The organism is Streptomyces sp. BK79 (assembly GCF_044142145.1).
In the GTDB taxonomy this organism is placed as follows: Bacteria; Actinomycetota; Actinomycetes; order Streptomycetales; family Streptomycetaceae; genus Streptomyces.
The window spans coordinates 68,207-86,386 of record NZ_JBHVOC010000025.1 but is presented as its reverse complement, the minus strand read 5'-3'; the positions used below and the strand labels follow the sequence as shown (position 1 = coordinate 86,386).

General features: G+C 73.2%; 16 protein-coding genes. 11 read left to right on the top strand and 5 right to left on the bottom strand.

Annotated features, from left to right (window positions below):
* The first annotated feature begins 7 nt into the window (after positions 1 to 7).
* Positions 8 to 1,495 carry a peptidoglycan D,D-transpeptidase FtsI family protein gene (locus ACFIF2_RS28525; RefSeq protein ID WP_395576101.1) on the top strand — a complete coding sequence of 496 codons (1,488 nt, stop codon included), beginning with the start codon at positions 8 to 10 and terminating at the stop codon, positions 1,493 to 1,495.
* Between the two features lie 22 nt (positions 1,496 to 1,517).
* Here the strand turns inward: ACFIF2_RS28525 and ACFIF2_RS28520 are convergent, their stop codons facing one another.
* The gene (locus ACFIF2_RS28520) at positions 1,518 to 1,880 is read right to left on the bottom strand and encodes a winged helix-turn-helix transcriptional regulator (protein ID WP_395576100.1); all 363 of its coding nucleotides are present in this window, start codon (positions 1,878 to 1,880) and stop codon (positions 1,518 to 1,520) included.
* A gap of 87 nt (positions 1,881 to 1,967) precedes the next feature.
* Between ACFIF2_RS28520 and ACFIF2_RS28515 the strand changes: the two genes are divergently transcribed.
* From ACFIF2_RS28515 to ACFIF2_RS28480, 8 genes are all read left to right on the top strand, one after another.
* A complete protein-coding gene (locus ACFIF2_RS28515; protein ID WP_395576099.1) occupies positions 1,968 to 2,852 on the top strand; it encodes a DUF2797 domain-containing protein in 885 nt (294 codons plus the stop codon).
* Positions 2,853 to 2,892: 40 nt separating this feature from the next.
* A complete protein-coding gene (locus tag ACFIF2_RS28510) occupies positions 2,893 to 3,783 on the top strand; it encodes an amidohydrolase family protein (RefSeq protein ID WP_395576098.1) in 891 nt (296 codons plus the stop codon).
* Positions 3,784 to 3,934: 151 nt separating this feature from the next.
* A complete protein-coding gene (locus ACFIF2_RS28505) occupies positions 3,935 to 4,675 on the top strand; it encodes a response regulator transcription factor (protein ID WP_391971688.1) in 741 nt (246 codons plus the stop codon).
* Positions 4,672 to 6,216: a sensor histidine kinase gene (locus ACFIF2_RS28500; protein WP_395576097.1), complete on the top strand. Its 1,545-nt coding sequence runs from the start codon at positions 4,672 to 4,674 to the stop codon at positions 6,214 to 6,216. Before ACFIF2_RS28505 ends, ACFIF2_RS28500 begins: the two co-directional genes overlap by 4 nt.
* Positions 6,217 to 6,230: 14 nt before the next feature.
* On the top strand, positions 6,231 to 7,613 hold the full coding sequence (locus tag ACFIF2_RS28495; protein ID WP_395576096.1) for a glycosyltransferase: 1,383 nt from the start codon (positions 6,231 to 6,233) through the stop codon (positions 7,611 to 7,613).
* Positions 7,580 to 9,661, top strand: coding sequence for a glycosyltransferase family 39 protein (locus tag ACFIF2_RS28490; RefSeq protein WP_395576167.1), 2,082 nt, complete (start codon positions 7,580 to 7,582; stop codon positions 9,659 to 9,661). Before ACFIF2_RS28495 ends, ACFIF2_RS28490 begins: the two co-directional genes overlap by 34 nt.
* Positions 9,662 to 9,716: 55 nt before the next feature.
* A complete protein-coding gene (locus tag ACFIF2_RS28485; RefSeq protein ID WP_395576095.1) occupies positions 9,717 to 11,234 on the top strand; it encodes an MFS transporter in 1,518 nt (505 codons plus the stop codon).
* 92 nt (positions 11,235 to 11,326) lie between these two features.
* Positions 11,327 to 12,085: a TetR/AcrR family transcriptional regulator gene (locus ACFIF2_RS28480; RefSeq protein ID WP_395576094.1), complete on the top strand. Its 759-nt coding sequence runs from the start codon at positions 11,327 to 11,329 to the stop codon at positions 12,083 to 12,085.
* A 59-nt stretch (positions 12,086 to 12,144) separates the two neighbouring features.
* On the opposite strand, the gene ACFIF2_RS28475 is transcribed toward ACFIF2_RS28480, so the two are convergent.
* Both ACFIF2_RS28475 and ACFIF2_RS28470 read right to left on the bottom strand, forming a co-directional pair.
* Positions 12,145 to 12,615 (bottom strand): PPOX class F420-dependent oxidoreductase, encoded by a 471-nt coding sequence (locus tag ACFIF2_RS28475; RefSeq protein ID WP_395576093.1) that lies wholly within the window; start codon positions 12,613 to 12,615, stop codon positions 12,145 to 12,147.
* A gap of 9 nt (positions 12,616 to 12,624) precedes the next feature.
* A complete protein-coding gene (locus tag ACFIF2_RS28470) occupies positions 12,625 to 13,020 on the bottom strand; it encodes an STAS domain-containing protein (protein ID WP_395576092.1) in 396 nt (131 codons plus the stop codon).
* 220 nt (positions 13,021 to 13,240) lie between these two features.
* On the opposite strand from ACFIF2_RS28470, the gene ACFIF2_RS28465 reads away from it, so the two are divergent.
* Together ACFIF2_RS28465 and ACFIF2_RS28460 are read left to right on the top strand one after the other, a co-directional pair.
* On the top strand, positions 13,241 to 13,993 hold the full coding sequence (locus ACFIF2_RS28465) for an ANTAR domain-containing protein (RefSeq protein WP_395576091.1): 753 nt from the start codon (positions 13,241 to 13,243) through the stop codon (positions 13,991 to 13,993).
* A gap of 18 nt (positions 13,994 to 14,011) precedes the next feature.
* Complete coding sequence (locus ACFIF2_RS28460; RefSeq protein ID WP_395576090.1) at positions 14,012 to 14,713, top strand: ANTAR domain-containing protein; 702 nt, start codon at positions 14,012 to 14,014, stop codon at positions 14,711 to 14,713.
* Here the strand turns inward: ACFIF2_RS28460 and ACFIF2_RS28455 are convergent.
* Positions 14,696 to 15,517 carry a YceI family protein gene (locus ACFIF2_RS28455; RefSeq protein ID WP_395576089.1) on the bottom strand — a complete coding sequence of 274 codons (822 nt, stop codon included), beginning with the start codon at positions 15,515 to 15,517 and terminating at the stop codon, positions 14,696 to 14,698. The two genes, ACFIF2_RS28460 and ACFIF2_RS28455, sit on opposite strands and share 18 nt — an antisense overlap.
* A 109-nt stretch (positions 15,518 to 15,626) precedes the next feature.
* Positions 15,627 to 18,176, bottom strand: a complete 2,550-nt coding sequence (locus tag ACFIF2_RS28450; protein ID WP_395576088.1) for an MFS transporter — start codon at positions 18,174 to 18,176, stop codon at positions 15,627 to 15,629.
* Positions 18,177 to 18,180 lie beyond the last annotated feature (4 nt).

Sequence of the window (18,180 nt, the reverse complement as noted above, 5' to 3'; positions counted from 1 at the left end):
GCATCCGGTGAACAAGCCGCTGAGGGCCGTGGCGATCTTCTGCGGGCTGCTGGTGCTCGGCCTGCTGATCCGTGCGAACTGGCTGCAGTACGTCCGGGCGCCGGAACTCGCCTCCGACACCAAGAACCGGCGGGTGCAGATCGAGCAGTTCGCCACCCCGCGCGGAGACATCATCGTCGGTGGCCGGGCCATCACCGGGTCCACCGAGGTCGACGGCACCGACCTCAAGTACAAGCGCACCTACACCGACGGGCCGATGTACGCGCCGGTGACCGGGTACGCGTCGCAGGCGCAGGGCATGACGCTGCTGGAGAAGACCTACGACGGCATCCTGACCGGCAAGGACGACCGGCTGGCCTTCCAGCGGTTCGCCGACGTCGTCAGCGGTGAGGGACGGCGCGCCGGATCGGTGGTCACCACCATCGACCCGAAGGCGCAGAAGGCGGCCTGGAAGGGCCTGACCGACCTGAAGGGCGCGCGGGGCGCAGTCGTCGCGCTGGACCCGGCGACGGGCAAGGTGCTGGCGATGGTGTCGGCGCCGTCCTACGACCCGTCGGCGTTCGCGGGCAGCACCTTCAAGGAGTCCGACCGCTTCGTGGCGCTCGACAAGCAGAAGAGCAAGCCGCTGGCCAACCGCGCGCTGCGCGAGACCTACCCGCCGGGCTCCACCTTCAAGATCCTCACCGCGGCCGCCGCCCTGGAGCACGGGGCCGTCACCGACATCGACGCCCGCACGGACGCCGAGTCGCCGTACAAGCTGCCGCAGGCGAGCAACAAGATCGGCAGTGAGGCCGGTGACGCCGTCTGCAACAAGGCGTCGATGAAGGTCGCGATGCAGTACTCCTGCAACAACGTCTTCCTCGACGCCGCGGCCGAGCTGGGCCAGGACAAGATGCGCGAGACGGCGGAGAAGTTCGGCTTCAACGAGGACGTCTACTCCGAGGACTTCGGCGACCTGCTCGCCACCAAGAGCCTCTACCCCCAGGACCTCGACAAGCCGGGCACCGCGCTCACCGGTATGGGACAGGGCAGCCTCACCAGTACGCCGATGCAGATGGCCATGGTCACCGCCGCCCTCGCCAACGACGGCAAGCTCATGCAGCCCTACGTCGTCGACGAGGTCAAGGGACCGGACCTCGGCACGCTGGAGAAGACCGAGCCCGCGCTGATGAGCGAGGCGGTCTCCGCCGAGACCGCGCAGAAGGTCCAGCAGATGATGGAGTTCACCGCCAAGGAGGGCAGCGCCCAGCGCGCCCAGATCGACGGCATCACGGTCGGCGGCAAGACCGGTACCGCGCAGCGCGGTGTCAACGTGGACGACGAGGTGCCGTACGGCTGGTTCGTCTCCTACGGCAAGAAGGACGACGGGTCCTCCGTCGCGGTGGCCGTCTTCATCGACCCGACCGACATGGACATCTCCCGTTCGGACATCTCCGGTGGCCGCCTCGGCGCGCCCATCGCCCGCGGTGTCATGGAGGCGGTGCTCAAGCCGTGACCCGGCGGCGGGCGGCGGTGGGTCACGCCTTCGACGCGTCGTACGCCTCGCGGGCCCGTTCGACCGCCGCCGACCGCCGTGCCGTCCACCGGGCGAGGCCCCGGACCTGTTCGGCGGCCTCGCGGCCGAGGTCCGTGAGGGAGTAGTCGACGCGGGGCGGGATCACGGGCTTGGCGTCCCGGTGGACCAGGCCGTCCCGCTCCAGGGTCTGCAGGGTCTGGGCCAGCATCTTCTCGCTGACCCGGCCGATCTGGCGGCGCAGTTCGCTGAAGCGGTAGGAGCGGTCCAGCAGCGCGATCAGGGCGAGCGTGCCCCAGCGGCTGGTGACGTGCTCCATGAGCAGCCGCTCGGGGCACATCGTCTCGGGCGGCTCGCTCGGCTTCATGCCCACACGGTACGTCCGGGGCGGGCACCGGCTCCCGGCCGGTGCCCGCCCCGGCGTTGTCAGTGGCGCCCTCTACGCTCGGCGGAGATGGCACAGGCATGGAAGTGCTCGGGGCTGCGGTGGGCGGCGGACGGTCCCGTGCTGACGTGGGTCGGGGGCCGGCGCAGTGCGCTGGTCCGGGGGAAGAGGGTGGCCTTCGGGGTCGCCGAGGGGGGTGTGCGGACGTGTGTGGGAGCGCGGGGGCACGCGTGCCCGGTGCGGGCCGGTGTGCCGGGGCGGAGCACCGGGGCGCGGTGCGAGGAGTGCGCGCGGCTGGACCGGGCGCACTCGGTCGCGGCCGACACGATCGCGGACGATCCGCGGCCGTACCGCGTCTACCTGGCGTGGTTCGGCCCGGGGCTCGTCAAGGTGGGGATCACCGCGTACGAGCGGGGGTCCGCCCGGCTGCTGGAGCAGGGGGCCGTCTGCTTCAGCTGGCTGGGCCACGGGCCCCTGATGGCCGCGCGGCGGACCGAGGAGCTGCTGCGGGCCGCGCTGGGGGTGCCCGACCGCATCCCCTACGCGCACAAGCGGGCGGTGCGGGCCGGGCTGCCCGGCTCGCCGGAGGAGCGGGCCGCCGAGATCGCGGAGCTGCACGCCCGGGCGGTGGCGCTCGGCGGCCGGCCGGAGTCGTTGACGCCGGCGCCGTTCGCCGGAGTGGATCACCTGGGTGTCTTCGGGCTCGAAGGGGGAGAGGACGGCGGTTCGGCGCCCGTGGGGGAGGTGACCGAGCTGGTGGCGGGCGGCGCGGTCGGGGGTGAGCTGGTGGCGGTCGCCGGGCCGGACCTGCACCTGGCGACGGAGCGCGGGGTCGTCGTGCTCGACACCCGGCTGATGACGGGGTGGGAGCTGGTGTCGGCCGAGGGTGAGCCCTGCGCCGTGCCCGTGCGCGCGTTCAAGGGGGCCGCCGGGGTGCAGGACGGTCTGTTCTGAGCCCTTGTCTCGGCAAGGTGCCGGGCGCGATCGTGGCCCCATGAGTGATCACGAGGCCGGAGCGGTGCGCCGGTTCTGGGAAGGGCTGGGGCTGCCCGGGCTGGTCGACGTGCACACGCACTTCATGCCCGAGCGCGTGCTGCGCAAGGTCTGGGGCTACTTCGACGCCCTCGGCCCGCTGACCGGCGGGGTCGAGTGGCCGATCACCTACCGGCAGGACGAGGACGAACGCACGGCGCTGCTCCGGCGGTTCGGGGTGCGGGCCTTCACCGCCATGCTGTACCCGCACAAGCCGGGCATGGCCCCGTGGCTGAACGGCTGGGCGGTGGACTTCGCCCGCCGGACCCCCGACTGCCTGCACACCTCCACCCTCTTCCCGGAGCCCGGCGTCGAGGCGTACGTCCGCGAGGCGGTGGAAGCCGGGGCGCGGGTCTTCAAGGCGCACGTCCAGGTCGGGGCGTACGACCCGGCCGACGAGCTGCTCGACGGGGCGTGGGGGCTGCTCGCCGAGGCGGGGGTGCCGGTCGTGATCCACTGCGGGTCCGGGCCGGCGCCCGGCAAGCACACCGGGCCCGAGCCGGTCGCCCGGGTGCTGGCCCGCCATCCCCGGCTGCGGCTGGTCGTCGCGCACATGGGGATGCCCGAGTACGAGGACTTCCTGGACCTCGCCGAGCGGTACGACGAGGTACGGCTGGACACGACGATGGCGTTCACCGACTTCAGCGAGCGGCTCGCCCCCTTCCCCCGGCGGGCCCTGCCCCGGCTGGCCGCGCTCGGCGACCGCGTCCTGCTGGGGACGGACTTCCCCAACATCCCCTACCCGTACCCGCACCAACTGCGGGCACTGGAGCGGCTCGGGCTCGGGGACGCGTGGCTGCGGGGCGTGTGCCACGACAACGCGGCCCGGCTGTTCGGACTGCCGGTGCGCTGACGGCGACCCGCCGGACGGTCGGCCGGGCGGTCGGTCGGGCGTCCGGCGGGCGGGCGGCCAGGGCGGGGCCTGAGAGCCTCCTGTGGGTTTCTCAGGGAAATCACAGCCTGGGGAAAGGGTGCTCTCAGAGCCCCCCGACATCGTGTCCGGTATGACCACGACCTCGCCCCAGGGGCGCACCGAACTGCTGAGGCCGGACGGGAGCCCCGTCCGGGTGCTCGTGGTGGACGACGAGCTGTCCATCACCGAACTGCTGTCGATGGCCCTGCGGTACGAGGGCTGGCAGATCCGCAGCGCGGGGGACGGGCACGGGGCCGTCCAGGCCGCGCGTGAGTTCCGGCCCGACGCCGTCGTCCTGGACATGATGCTGCCCGACATGGACGGCCTGAGCGTGCTGGGGCGGCTGCGCCGCGACCTGCCGGACGTGCCGGTGCTGTTCCTGACCGCCAAGGACGCGGTCGAGGACCGTATCGCCGGGCTGACGGCCGGCGGGGACGACTACGTCACCAAGCCGTTCAGCCTGGAGGAGGTCGTCGCCCGGCTGCGCGGACTCATCCGCCGCTCCGGCGCCGCCGACCGGCGCTCCGACTCGGTCCTCGTCGTCGGCGACCTCACCCTCGACGAGGACAGCCACGAGGTCACCCGCGGCGGCGACGGCATCCACCTCACCGCCACCGAGTTCGAACTGCTGCGCTTCCTGATGCGCAACCCGCGCCGGGTGCTGAGCAAGGCGCAGATCCTGGACCGGGTGTGGTCGTACGACTTCGGCGGGCAGGCCAACGTCGTCGAGCTGTACATCTCCTACCTGCGCCGGAAGATCGACGCCGGACGCGAGCCGATGATCCACACCCGGCGGGGTGCCGGATACCTGATCAAGCCCGCGGCCTCATGAGCGGACGGCGACGACCGCGGCCGCGGACCCTGCGGACGCGGCTCGTCGTCGCGTCGGTGGCGCTGATCGCGGTGGTGTGCGCGGTGATCGGCACGGTGACGACGGTGGCGCTGCGGTCGCATCTGTACGAGCAGCTGGACGGGCAGGTGCGGGAGGTCGCCGGGCGGGTGTCCGGGTTCGGGCCGCCCGGTCTCCCCGAGGCCGGCGGCGGGGAGGAGGGGCCGCCGCGGATGGACCTCGACGCGTTCGTCACCCGCGGCCCGCAGCCGCGCGGCACGATCGTCGCCGAGGTCCGGGGCGGTGTCGTCGTCGAGGCCGCGTACGGCAGGAAGGACCAGGGGAGCACCGACGTCAGCGGCCTGACGGCGGTCTCCCTCGACGAGACGCAGCGGGCCGCGCTGGCCGGCGTGGAGCGGGACGGCGGGACACACACCGCCGACGTCCCCGGGCTCGGCGAGTACCGCGTGGAGTACCGCGACGGCTACTACGCCGCCGTACCGACCGCCGAGGTCACCGGCACCATCAGCACGCTGATCCTCGTCGAGGCCAGCGTCACCGCGGCCGGCCTCGTCGCCGCCTCCCTGGCCGGGCTCGTGATCGTCGGCGTCGCCACCCGTCCCCTGCGCAAGGTCGCCGCCACCGCCACCCGCGTCTCCGAACTGCCCCTGCACGCGGGCGAGGTCAACCTCGACGAACGCGTCCCGGAGTCCGAGTGCGACCCGCACACCGAGGTCGGCCGGGTCGGTTCGGCGCTCAACCGGATGCTGAACCACGTGCACGGGGCGCTGCGCGCCCGCCAGGAGAGCGAGACGCGGGTACGGCAGTTCGTCGCGGACGCCAGCCACGAGCTGCGCACGCCCCTCGCCTCCATCCGCGGCTACGCCGAACTCACCCGCCGGGGACGGGAGCAGGTCGGCCCCGACACCCGGCACGCGCTGGGCCGCATCGAGTCCGAGGCCGGACGGATGACCCTGCTGGTCGAGGACCTGCTGCTGCTCGCCCGCCTGGACGCGGGGCGCCCGCTGGAGTTCGGGCGGACCGATCTCGTACCGCTCGTCGTGGACACCGTCAGCGACGCCCGCGCGGCCGGGCTCGACCACAACTGGCGGCTCGACCTGCCCGAGGAACCGGCGTGCGTGTCGGCGGACGCCGCCCGGCTCCAGCAGGTGCTGGTCAACCTGCTGGGCAACGCCCGCAGCCACACCCCGCCCGGGACGACGGTCACCGCTCGGGTGCGGCCGGCCGGGGCGTGGCTGTGCGTGGACGTCGAGGACGACGGGCCGGGCATCCCGGCCGGGTTGCTGCCGCACGTCTTCGAACGGTTCGCGCGCGGCGACTCGGGCCGCTCGCGCGCCCACGGTTCGACGGGCCTCGGACTCGCCATCGTGCAGGCCGTGGCGACCGCGCACGGCGGTGCCGTGACCGTCGACAGCGTCCCGGGACGGACGGTCTTCACCCTGCACCTGCCCGCCGCCGCGAGCGGGCCCCGGCACTCACAGGCACGCCACAGCCTCACCACACGGGTGCGACAGGGGACTTGAGAAGAGTCGGTCCCATGCGAACCGACTCTTCTCCCGGCTCCCTGCCGGCGCGGGAGCACCTCCCGGCTCTCCCGGCCGCGGGAGCCGGTACGCCCGTCCTGGACGTCGTGATCCCCGTCTACAACGAGGAGAAGGACCTCAGGCCGTGCGTCCTGCGCCTGCACGAGCACCTCACGCGGACGTTCCCGTACGCCTTCCGCATCACGGTCGCGGACAACGCCTCCACCGACGCCACCGGGCACGTGGCCGCGCGGCTGGCGGCGGAGCTGGCGCGGGTGCGGTCCGTCCGGCTGGAGCAGAAGGGCCGGGGCCGGGCCCTGCGCACCGTCTGGTCGGCCTCCGACGCCCCGGTCCTCGCCTACATGGACGTCGACCTGTCCACCGACCTGAACGCGCTGCTGCCGCTGGTGGCCCCGCTGATATCCGGCCACTCCGACCTGGCGATCGGCTCCCGGCTCGCCCGCAGCTCCCGGGTGGTGCGCGGCGCCAAGCGGGAGTTCATCTCCCGCTCCTACAACCTCATCCTGCGCGGCTCCCTCCAGGCCCGCTTCTCCGACGCGCAGTGCGGCTTCAAGGCCATCCGCCGGGACGTGGCCCGGGTGCTGCTTCCGCTGGTGGAGGACACCGGCTGGTTCTTCGACACCGAGATGCTGGTGCTCGCCGAGCGGGCCGGCTGCCGCATCCACGAGGTGCCGGTCGACTGGGTCGACGACCCCGACTCCACCGTGCACATCGTGCGGACGGCGACCGAGGACCTCAAGGGCGTGTGGCGGGTCGGCAAGGCGCTGGCCACGGGTTCGCTGCCGCTGGACCGGCTGGCCCGGCCGTTCGGTGACGACCCGCGCGACCGGGAGCTGGCGGGCGTACCGCAGGGGCTGGCCCGGCAGCTCGTCGGCTTCTGCGTCGTCGGCGTCCTGTCCACCCTCTTCTACCTGCTGCTCTACAGCGGCTTCCGGCACTTCGCCGGGGCCCAGGCCGCCAACGCGCTCGCCCTGCTGGTCTCGGCCCTCGCCAACACCGCCGCCAACCGGCGGCTGACCTTCGGGGTGCGGGGCAGGGGCGGCGCCGTGCGGCACCAGGCGCAGGGGCTGGTGGTCTTCGGCATCGGCCTGGTGCTGACCGCCGGTTCGCTCGCCGCCCTGAACGCGGCGGCATCCGACCCGGGCCACTCCACCGAGCTGGCGGTGCTGATCGCCGCCAACCTCGCGGCGACCGTGCTGCGCTTCCTGCTCTTGCGCGCCTGGGTGTTCCCGGACGCGCGGCCCTCACTGCCCGCCCCGCGCGCGGTCCAGGTGACGGAACGTCAGGGTCCGGGTCCGTACCACCCCCGGAGCGGCGTCACCGAGCGGCTGCGGCCGGTGCCCTGCGCCGACACCGACCCGGGGGACGGACGATGACGACGTACGACGGACTGTGGAGGGGGCGCCCCGGGGACCCCCGCTGGGCGCGCCCGGCCCTTCTCGGCCTGCTGCTCGCCACCGCCCTGCTCTACCTGTACGGCCTGAGCGCCTCGGGCTACGCCAACTCCTTCTACTCGGCCGCCGCGCAGGCGGGCAGCCAGTCCTGGAAGGCGTTCTTCTTCGGCTCGCTGGACGCCGCGAACGCCATCACCGTCGACAAGCCCCCCGCCGCGCTGTGGCCGATGGCCCTGGCCGTCCGGGTCTTCGGCCTCAGCTCGTGGTCGATCCTCGTGCCCGAGGTGCTGATGGGCGTCGCGACGGTCGCCGTCGTGTACGCGGCGGTGCGCCGCCGGTCCGGCCCCGCGGCCGGGCTGATCGCCGGGGCCGTACTGGCGCTCACGCCGGTCGCGGCGCTCATGTTCCGCTTCAACAACCCGGACGCGCTGCTGGCGCTGCTGATGTCGGTCGCCTGCTACCTCGTCGTCCGCGCGCTGGAGGACGGCCGGACCAGGTGGCTGGTGTGGGCGGGCGTCGCGATCGGCTTCGCGTTCCTCACCAAGACCCTCCAGGCCTTCCTCGTCCTGCCCGCCCTCGCCGCCGTCTACGGGGTCTGCGCGCCGGTGCGGCTGAGGAAGCGGCTCGGACAACTCGCCCTGGCCACCGCCGCGATCGCCGTCTCCGGCGGCTGGTGGGTGGCGGTGGTCGAGTTGTGGCCGGCGTCGTCGCGCCCGTACATCGGCGGCTCGCAGGACAACAGCTTCCTGGAGCTGACCTTCGGCTACAACGGTCTCGGCCGGCTCAACGGCGAGGAGACCGGCAGCGTCGGCGGCGGGGGCGGCGGGGGCGGCGGCGGGCAGTGGGGCGAGACCGGCTGGGACCGGATGTTCAACGCCGAGATCGGCGGTCAGATCTCGTGGCTGCTCCCGGCCGCCCTGGTCCTGCTCGTCGCGGGCCTCGTCGCCACCCGGCACGGCGGCCGCACCGACCCGGCCCGCGCGTCCTTCCTGGTCTGGGGCGGCTCGCTGCTGACGACCACGGCCGTCTTCAGCTACATGGCGGGCATCTTCCACCAGTACTACACGGTGGCCCTCGCCCCCTACCTGGCCGCCGTGATCGGCATGGGCGCGGCCACGCTGTGGGAGCGGCGCGAGCGGATCTGGGCGTCCCTCGCCCTCGCCGCCGCCGTCACGGCGACCGCGGCCTGGGGGTACGTGCTCCTCGGCCGCACGCCCGACTACCTGCCCTGGCTGAAGTGGCCGGTCCTGGCCGGGGGCCTGCTCGCCGCGCTCGGACTCGTCTTCGCCGGGCGACTGGGCCGGCGGACCGCCCTCGCGGCGGCGGGGCTGGGCCTCGCGGCGTCGCTGGCCGCGCCGGCCGCGTACACGCTGAGCACCGTGGGGGAAGGGCACAGCGGCTCCATCGTCACGGCCGGTCCGGCCGGGGCGAGCATGATGGGGGGCCCGGGCGGTGGCGGTGGTGGTGGCCGGGGCGGCGGCTTCCCGGGCGGCGGGAACGCGCCCGGTCAGGGGCAGGGCGGTCCCGGCGACGGCGGCTTCCCCGGTGCCGCACCCGGCCGGAACCCGGGCGGCGGCGGGAACGGGAACGGCCAGACCGCTCCCGACGGCCGGACCGGCGAAGGCGGTCCCGCGGGCGGTACGGCGGGAGGCGGCGGCATGGGCGGCCTGCTCAACGGCGCCCAGGTCGACTCCGAGGCCAGGAAGCTGCTCGAGACCGACGCCGACCGGTACACCTGGGTCGCCGCCGCGGTCGGTGCCCAGAACGCCGCGAGCTACCAGCTCGGCACCGGCGACCCGGTGATGGCGATCGGCGGCTTCAACGGCACGGACCCGTCGCCGACCTTGGAGCAGTTCAAGAAGTACGTGGCCGACGGGAAGATCCACTACTTCATCGGAGGCGCCGGCGCCGGCGGCATGGGCGGCGACTCGGGCACCTCCTCGCGCATCGCGTCGTGGGTCGAGGCCAACTTCGAGGAGGTCACGGTCGGTTCGGCCACGTTCTACGACCTCGCCCGGCCGACGACCTGACCGGCCGCCGACGCTCCGCTGTACAGCGTATGGGACTCCCTATACGCTGTACAGCATGACGACGTCCTCCCACGAACAGGAAAAGGAAAGGGGCCGGGAGCCGGCGCGGACCGCGCCCCCGGTCCAGGGCCACCCGCAGCGCTGGCTGATCCTCGGTGTCATCAGCCTCGCCCAGCTGACCGTGGTGCTGGACAACACCGTGCTGAACGTGGCCATCCCCTCGCTCACCGACGAACTGGGCGCCACCACCTCCGACATCCAGTGGATGATCAACGCCTACTCGCTGGTGCAGTCCGGCCTGCTGCTCACCGCGGGCAGCGCGGCCGACCGCTACGGGCGCAAGAAGATGCTGGCCGCGGGCCTCGCCCTGTTCGGCCTTGGCTCACTGGCGGCGGGCCTCGCGGACACCACCGGCCAGCTGATCGCGGCACGGGCCGGCATGGGCGTGGGCGGCGCGCTGCTGCTGACCACCACACTCGCCGTGGTCATGCAGATCTTCGCGCCCGAGGAGCACGCCAAGGCGATCGGCGTCTGGAGCGCGGTGAGCGCCCTCGGCTTCGCCTGCGGGCCGCTGATCGGCGGTGTCGTGCTCGACCACTTCTGGTGGGGAGCGATCTTCCTGATCAACCTGCCGGTCGTGGCCCTCGGCCTCGTCGCGGTCGTGACCCTGGTCCCCGAGTCGAAGAACCGGCAGGGCGACCGTCCCGACCTGCTCGGTGCCGTGCTCTCCACCATCGGCATGGCCGCGCTGGTCTACGCGATCATCTCCGGCCCCGAGCACGGCTGGGCGTCGGGCAGGGTGCTGGCCACGGCGGCCGTCGCGGTGGGCGTCCTCGCGCTCTTCGCGTACTGGGAGAGCCGCATCCCCTTCCCCATGCTCGACCTGGCCTTCTTCCGCAACCAGCGGTTCACGGGCGCGGTGGCCGGGCTGGTGCTGATCACCTTCGGCATGGGCGGTGCGCTCTTCCTGCTCACCCAGCACCTGCAGTTCGTGCTCGGATACGGCCCGTTGGAGGCCGGGCTGCGGACCGCGCCGCTGGCCCTGACGGTGGTCCTGCTGAACTTCTCCGGAGTGGCGGCGAAGTGGCTGGCCAAGCTGGGCACGCCGGTGGCGGTGCTGCTGAGCATGGTGCTGATGTCGGCGGGCCTGGTGGCCATCGCCACGCTCACCGGCGAGGGCTACGCGGGCACGCTGCTGGGCCTGCTCCTGATCGGCGTGGGCTGCGCGCTCGGCAACCCGGCCATGGCGCACGCGATCATGAGCTCGATCCCGCCGGCCAAGGCGGGGGTCGGCGCGGGCATCAACGGTACGTTGGCGGAGTTCGGCAACGGGCTGGGGGTGGCCGTGCTCGGCGCGGTCCTGAACTCGCGCTTCACCGCGCTGGTGCCGGTCGCGGCGACGTCGTTGCCGGCGGCGCTGGCCTCGGCGGACGGGGAGGCGGAGCGTCAGGGGGTCGTCGACGCGTTCTCCTCCGGGCTGGAGAGCAGCCAGCTGGTGGGCGCGGTGGCCGTGCTGACCGGCGGAGTGGTGGCGGCGGTGCTGTTGCGCCGGGCCGAGAAGCAGGACGCCTGAGAGGTCGCGCGGCGGGCCGCGCATCGACGCGGTCCACGCCCCTTCGGCGGCGCTTAGCATGACCGGCAATCGAGAGACCGAGGCAGGTGCGCATGGCGAAGGCAGGGCGGCAGGGGCCGCGGGCCAGTGTCTGGCTGGCGGACGAGGGCCGCCGCAGCGGGCGGCGCGGTGGGCAGCCGTCCGGACTGGACCGGGACCGGATCACCGAGGTCACGGTCCGGCTGCTGGACGCCGAGGGCCTGGCCAAGTTCTCCATGCGCCGCCTGGCCGCCGAGCTGAACGTCACCGCGATGTCCGTCTACTGGTACGTCGACACCAAGGACGAGCTGCTCGAACTGGCCCTGGACGCGGTCTACGGCGAGCTGGGCCGGCCCGGTCCGCGGACCGGCGAGGACTGGCGCGAGGGGCTGCGCACGCTGGCCCGGGAGCACCGCTCGCTGCTGGTGCGCCACCCCTGGGTGTCCCAGCTGACCGGCACCTTCCTGAACATCGGGCCGCACTCGCTGGCCTTCTCCCGGGCGGTGCAGGTCGTCATGCGCCGCAGCGGTCTGCCCGCGCACCGCCTGACCGGCGCGATCTCCGCCGTCTTCCAGTTCGTCTACGGCTACGGCACCGTCGAGGGCCACCTCCTGGCCCGGGCGGCGGCCAGCGGCCTGAGCGTGGACGACTACTTCCAGGCGTCCATGAGCGCGGTGGCCGAGTCGCCGGACACCGCAGACGTGATCGAGGAGTCCCGGAAGATCATGTCCGCCCGCGGCGGCGACACGGTCGCGGAGATGCTGGACCGGGACTTCGAGTTCGCGCTGGACCTCCTGGTGGCCGGCATCGAGGCGATGGTCGAACGGAGCTGACCGGCCCGCGCCTTCGCGCCTCCGCGCCTTCGCGCCTCCGCGCCTTCGCGCCTCCGCCCTCAGTCGTCCGCCGCCAGGCGCGCCGGGAAGCCCCCGGTCGCCACCGGGCCCCACCGATCCGGGGTCACCCGGATGAGCGATTTGCCCTGGTCCACCATGGCCTGCCGGTACTCGTCCCAGTCGGGGTGCTCGCCGGCGATGGTGCGGTAGTACTCCACGAGCGGCTCCACCGAGTCGGGCGCGTCGATGACCTCGGCCGTGCCGTCGATCTGGACCCAGGGGCCGTTCCACTCGTCGCTCAGCACGATGAGGCCGACCCGGGGGTCGCGCCGGGCGTTGCGCGTCTTGGCCCGCTCCGGGTAGGTGGAGACCACGATCCGTCCGGAGTCGTCGACGCCGCAGGTCAGCGGCGATCCCTGCGGACCACCGTCGGTCCGCCGGGTCAGCAGGATCGCCCGGTGCCGGGGGCGTACGAAGTCCAGCAACTCGTCCAGGGAGACACGGGTGTTCGTCGCGATGTTCGGTGCCATGCCGCCAGCCTAGGCGGCGCTCTCGCCCCCCGCCCCGCCGCCGGGGACGGTCGCCGCATGCAGCGCTTCCGCGAGGTTGTCGTACACCGGCACGTCCCGGCGCAGTCCGGACAGTTCCAGGACGCGGCTGGGCACGCCCTTGGGGGCGGCCACCAGGTGCAGTCGGGCCCGGCGCGGCAGCCGGCGGCGTACGGCGTCCAGGAGGCGCACGCCCTGGGAGTCCATGAACCGGGTCGCGGTCAGGTCCAGGACGAGGAACCGCAGGCCGTCTGCGTGGTGGTCCACCGCGGCCGTGATCAGGGGCAGCAGTCCCGAGGCGTTGCAGAAGTCGATCTCGGGGGGCATCGCGAGTACGGCGCAGCCGGGGGGATCACACGGCTCGCACGGTTGGGGGAGGAAGGTCACGTCACACTCACCTGACAGACGTCCGCCGGCTTCCGGTCGAGGCCGCTTCCTGACCCGGACGCCATTCCACCACGCCGGTGACGGGGCGCGAAAGGCGGCCGGCCGCTCCTTCGGGCGGACGTCACCGGCACGCAACCAAGCAGCTAAAGTGCTGTTCGTCCTGTGCTCGCAGTCGGGAATGTGCTGCGGAGCTCTCCTGCGCACGGCCGTGAGGCCGCGCATGCCGAAGAGGTTCGTGGTGGCTGCGTCCGAATTTACTGATTTGCCGCGTTTTCCGGTGGGCTTCGAGCTGGCCGAAACCCTGACGGCGGCGGCTCGGCGACTCCACGGAACGGGCACCCCGGACGACACGTTGAACGCCGCGGTCGAGCTGGCCGTGCGGCTCCTGCCCGGCGCCGACCACGCGGGCATCTCGGAGATCCAGCGCGGCAGCCGGCTGCGCGCCCTCGCCTGGACCGACGAGGCCGTGCGCTTCGCGGCCGAGCCCCGGCACGGCGGCGGGCGGGAGCCGCACCCGGACTGGGAGCGGCTGTGGACCACGCCCGTGGTCCGCATAGACGACAGCGCGACCGACGGCGGCGGCAACGCCCTCTGCGACCTCGGCCTGCGCTCGGCCCTGTCCCTGCGGCTGCGCGCCGACCGGCGCCGCCTGACCGTGCTGACGGCCTACGCCCGCGAGCCGCAGGCCTTCGACGAGGACGCCACCCGCATCGGCCGGCTGTTCACCGCGCACGTCTCCCTCGCCCTGGACTCGGCGACCGTGCGCGAGCAGCTCACCGAGGCCATGCGCACCCGGGACCTGATCGGCCAGGCGACCGGCATCCTCATGGAGCGGCTGAACATCGACGCGGCCGGCGCCTTCGACTCCCTGGTGAAGGCCTCGCAGCGGGAGAACGTCAAGCTGCGCGACCTCGCCCGCCGGATCGTCGACGCGAACAGCGGGGTCCAGGGGCGAGGCGTGGGCGAGCGCTGACGGGATATCCGTACGGACATGACCTCGGAGACACCCGACACGCTCGACCAGGCGATGGCGCGCAGCCAGGGGCTCGACACCCTGCTGCGCGACCTGACCGACCGTGCGGTCGTGCGGGTCCCCGGCGCCGTCGCCTGCTCGGTCACGGTGCGCCGCGCCGACCGGCTGATGACCCTCGCCGGCAGCTCCGGTCTGCCCAGCGGCCTGGACCTGCGGCAGTACGAGAACGGCTCGGGCCCCTGCGTGGACGCCGCCGAGACGGGCAGCGCCCAGTACGCCCCCGACCTGGCCACCGAGACCCGCTGGCCCGCGTACACGGAGTACGCGCTGGCCACCGGCGTGCGCTGTGTGCTGGCCCTGCCGCTGGACGTCGAGGGCGAGCGGTGCGCGGCGCTCAACTACTACGGCCTGGAACCCGGCTCTCTGGACCAGGCGCGGGACGCGGCCCGCGCCTTCGCGGAGCGGGCCGCCTACGCGGTGAACGAGGCCCTGCGCGTGGAACGGCAGCGGGCGTCGGCCGCCGACGTGCGCACCGCCCTGCTCTCCCGCAGCGTCATCGACCAGGCGGTCGGCATGCTGATGGCCCGGGAGCGGATAGACGCCCACCAGGCCATGGAGCGGCTGCGCCGCGTCTCCCAGCACCGGAACGTCAAGCTCCGGGACCTGTGCGGCGAGTTGGTGGCCCGGGCGTCCGGCGGCGTCTCAGGCGGCCGGCAGTGACTCCCCCTGGACCGCCTGGATGTCCAGCTCGACCCTGAGCGTCGTGCCGATGGCGGCGATGCCGGCCTGGAGGACCTGGTTGTAGTTCATGGCGAAGTCCTCGCGCCGCAGTTCCGTGGTCGCGCGGAACGCCGCCCGGGTGCCGCCCCACGGGTCGGCGCCGGTGCCGAGGTAGGCCAGGTCCAGGTCGACCGGGCGGACCACGCCGTGCAGGCCCAGCTCGCCGTGGACCGTCCAGCGGTCCTGCCCGGCCTGCGTCACGCCCGTGGAGCGGTAGGTGATCTCCGGGTAGCGCTCGACGTCCAGGAAGTCGGCGGAGCGCAGGTGGGTGTCGCGCATGCCGTTGCCGGTGTCGATGGAGGCCGCCCGGATCACCGCCTCCACCCGGGACTTGGTGACGTCGTCCGGCGCGATCTCGACGGTGCCGGCGAACTCCGTGAACCGGCCGTGCACGCTGGAGATGCCCAGGTGCTGGGCGACCGCGGCCACGCTGGAGTGCGCCGGGTCGACGGTCCACGGTCCCGGCGGCGGCAGCTCGGTGCCGCCCTGGCGGGCCAGCGTCACCGTGCCGACCTCGGCCCGGCCGCTCGCGGTGACGATCGCGCTGGACGCGGCGGGCGCGTAGCCGACGGCCGTGACGATCACCGTGTACGCCCCCGGCGTCAGCGGGGTCGTGTCCCGCACGGCGCCCTCGGCGTCCGCCTCGGCGCGCAGCACCTGCGTGCCGGTCATGTCGGTCACCGTGACGACCGCGTGCGACACGGCCCATCCGTCCCGCGTTCGGATCCTCGCGGTCAGTCCCATCCCGTTTTCTCCCTGCAAAGGCTCAGAAAGTGGTCGTAAGGAAACCGGCCCGTGGCGGGCGGGCGCGCCTCCGCTCGGAGCGCGCCCGCCACCACGGGCCGGGGACTCGCTACTCGCCGGGGTGGGCGAGCTCGATGTCGTGGCCGTCGGCGCCGGGGCCGGCGACCGTCAGGGCCGTCGCCACCGGCGGGTAGCCGGTCGCGATGACGGTGTACTCACCGGCGTCCAGGTCGGTGAAGGCGTACGCCCCGTCCGCGCCGGTGGTGGCCGTGGCGACCACGTTGCCCGCCGCGTCGACCAGCGTGACGCGGGCGTCGGCCAGCGGACCGTGCGGCGCCCGCACGACGCCCTGGACCCGGGCACCCGCCTGGAGGTCGACCTCGACCCGGGTGACCCCGGTGCCGCCCACCTCGACGGGCAGGGCGCGCGGCCGGAAGCCGGCGGCGTTGACCGCGACGGTCACCGTGCCGGGCACCAGCTCGGTGAAGGAGAACTCGCCCGCCTCACCGGTGGCGGCGGTGGCCAGCAGGTCCCCGCGCACATCGGTCACGATCACCATCGCGTCCTTGACCGGCAGCCCGCTCTCCACGGCCCGGACCAGGCCGTTCAGCCCGCTGGTGCCGCTGAGCAGGATGTCGTAGGCGACCGGCTCGTCGTTGACGACGATCGTCGACGCCTGCGGCTGGAAACCGTCGGCGGAGGCGATCAGGACGTACGACCCCGCGCTCGGCGCGTCGACCGCGTAGGAACCGTCGGCCTGGGCGACCGAGCGGCCCAGCTGCCGGCCGGCCAGCGAGATCAGCGTGACCGCGGCCTGCGGGACCGGCGCGGACTCGGCGCCGCGGACGAAGCCGCGGACCGCGATGCCGCCCACTGCGGGTGCCGCGGGCTCACCGGAGCCGGTCGCCGTGGCGACGGCGGCGAGCCGCTGCGTGGTCGCCGCGGGCCGCGTGCCGGTGTCGTCGGACGGGACGGTGGCCGCCACACCGGCCGGAACCGGCTCGGACGCGACCCGGGTGGCCTCGGCCGGGGCCCCAGCGGCCGGAGATGCGGTGCCGGCGGCGGCCTCCGCCGACTGGGCGAGGGCGCCCGTGGTGCGCAACGGGACCTCCTTGATGAACAGGGTGACGAGGAACGCGAGCAGGGCGATCGGGGCGACGATCAGGAAGATGTCGGCGATGCCGTGCCCGTAGGCGCTCTCCAGCCACTCGCGGATGCCAGGGGGCAGCAGGTCCATGTCGGGGATCGAGCCGCTGCCGGCGGCCTTGGCGGCCGCGCCCTGCTCCTGCGGGCTGAGCGTGCCGATGGTGTCCGAGGCGTAGTGGCTGATCCGGGAGGACATCACGGAGCCGAGCACCGAGACGCCCACCGCGCCGCCGAGGGACCGGAAGAAGGTCACGACGGAGGACGCGGCACCCAGGTCGCCCGGGGCCACCTGGTTCTGCGTGCAGAGCACCAGGTTCTGCATCATCATGCCGACGCCGAGGCCCATCAGCGCCATGTAGATCCCGATGTGCCAGTACGGGGTGTCGTAGCGCATGGTGCCGAGCAGGCCCAGGCCCGCCGTCAGCAGCACACCGCCGGCCAGCAGCCAGCCCTTCCACTTGCCGGTCTTGGTGATGATCTGACCGGAGACGGTCGACGACACGAACAGGCCGCCGATCATCGGGATGGTCATGACGCCCGACATGGTCGGGGACTTGTCCCGGGCCAGCTGGAAGTACTGGCTGAAGTAGACGGTGCCCGCGAACATCGCGATACCGACGAACAGCGAGGCGAGCGACGCCAGGGTGATGGTGCGGTTCCTGAACAGCCGCATCGGGATGATCGGCTCGCTGGCCTTCGTCTCGACGAAGCAGAAGATCAGGGTCAGCAGGATCGCGCCGCCGACCATGACACCGGTCTGCCAGGACATCCAGTCGTACTTGTCGTCGGCGAAGGTGACCCAGACGAGCAGCAGGCAGACGGCCGCGGTGACGAAGAAGGCGCCGGTCCAGTCGACCTTCACCTTGCGCTTGACCACCGGCAGGTGGAGCGTCTTCTGCAGCACGAGCAGCGCGATGAGCGCGAAGGGCACGCCGACGTACAGGCACCAGCGCCAGCCGAGCCAGCTGGTGTCCGTGATGACACCGCCGAGCAGCGGGCCGCCGACGGTGGCGACGGCGAAGGTCGCGCCGAGGTAGCCGGAGTAGCGGCCGCGCTCACGCGGGGAGATCATCGCGGCCATGATGATCTGCGCCAGGGCGGACAGACCGCCGGCGCCCAGGCCCTGGATGACCCGCGCGCCGATCAGCATCGCGGGGTTCTGCGCCAGACCGGCCACGACGGAGCCGATGACGTAGACGATCAGGGCTATCTGGACCAGGGCCTTCTTGCTGACCAGGTCCGCGAGCTTGCCCCACAGGGGGGTGGAGGCGGTCATCGCCAGCAGCGAGGCGGTGACGACCCAGGTGTACGCGCTCTGGCCACCGCCGAGGTCGTTGATGATCTCGGGCAGGGCGTTCGAGACGATGGTCGAGGACAGGATGGCGGCGAACATGCCGAGCAGCAGCCCGGACAGCGCCTCCATGATCTGCCGGTGCGTCATCGGAGCGTCTCCGTGGGAGCCTCCCCCGTGCTTGGCATGAGCCCGCACACCGGCTGGTGTGGTCGTTGCCATGGAC

What these genes read in the sequence shown, in the direction of transcription:
- ACFIF2_RS28520 (WP_395576100.1), bottom strand. Translation starts at nt 1,880, where the DNA reads ATGAAGCCGAGCGAGCCGCCCGAGACGATGTGCCCCGAGCGGCTGCTC.
- ACFIF2_RS28515 (WP_395576099.1), top strand. Translation starts at nt 1,968, where the DNA reads ATGGCACAGGCATGGAAGTGCTCGGGGCTGCGGTGGGCGGCGGACGGT.
- ACFIF2_RS28510 (WP_395576098.1), top strand. Translation starts at nt 2,893, where the DNA reads ATGAGTGATCACGAGGCCGGAGCGGTGCGCCGGTTCTGGGAAGGGCTG.
- ACFIF2_RS28505 (WP_391971688.1), top strand. Translation starts at nt 3,935, where the DNA reads ATGACCACGACCTCGCCCCAGGGGCGCACCGAACTGCTGAGGCCGGAC.
- ACFIF2_RS28500 (WP_395576097.1), top strand. Translation starts at nt 4,672, where the DNA reads ATGAGCGGACGGCGACGACCGCGGCCGCGGACCCTGCGGACGCGGCTC.
- ACFIF2_RS28495 (WP_395576096.1), top strand. Translation starts at nt 6,231, where the DNA reads ATGCGAACCGACTCTTCTCCCGGCTCCCTGCCGGCGCGGGAGCACCTC.
- ACFIF2_RS28485 (WP_395576095.1), top strand. Translation starts at nt 9,717, where the DNA reads ATGACGACGTCCTCCCACGAACAGGAAAAGGAAAGGGGCCGGGAGCCG.
- ACFIF2_RS28480 (WP_395576094.1), top strand. Translation starts at nt 11,327, where the DNA reads ATGGCGAAGGCAGGGCGGCAGGGGCCGCGGGCCAGTGTCTGGCTGGCG.
- ACFIF2_RS28475 (WP_395576093.1), bottom strand. Translation starts at nt 12,615, where the DNA reads ATGGCACCGAACATCGCGACGAACACCCGTGTCTCCCTGGACGAGTTG.
- ACFIF2_RS28465 (WP_395576091.1), top strand. Translation starts at nt 13,241, where the DNA reads ATGCCGAAGAGGTTCGTGGTGGCTGCGTCCGAATTTACTGATTTGCCG.
- ACFIF2_RS28460 (WP_395576090.1), top strand. Translation starts at nt 14,012, where the DNA reads ATGACCTCGGAGACACCCGACACGCTCGACCAGGCGATGGCGCGCAGC.
- ACFIF2_RS28455 (WP_395576089.1), bottom strand. Translation starts at nt 15,517, where the DNA reads ATGGGACTGACCGCGAGGATCCGAACGCGGGACGGATGGGCCGTGTCG.
- ACFIF2_RS28450 (WP_395576088.1), bottom strand. Translation starts at nt 18,176, where the DNA reads ATGGCAACGACCACACCAGCCGGTGTGCGGGCTCATGCCAAGCACGGG.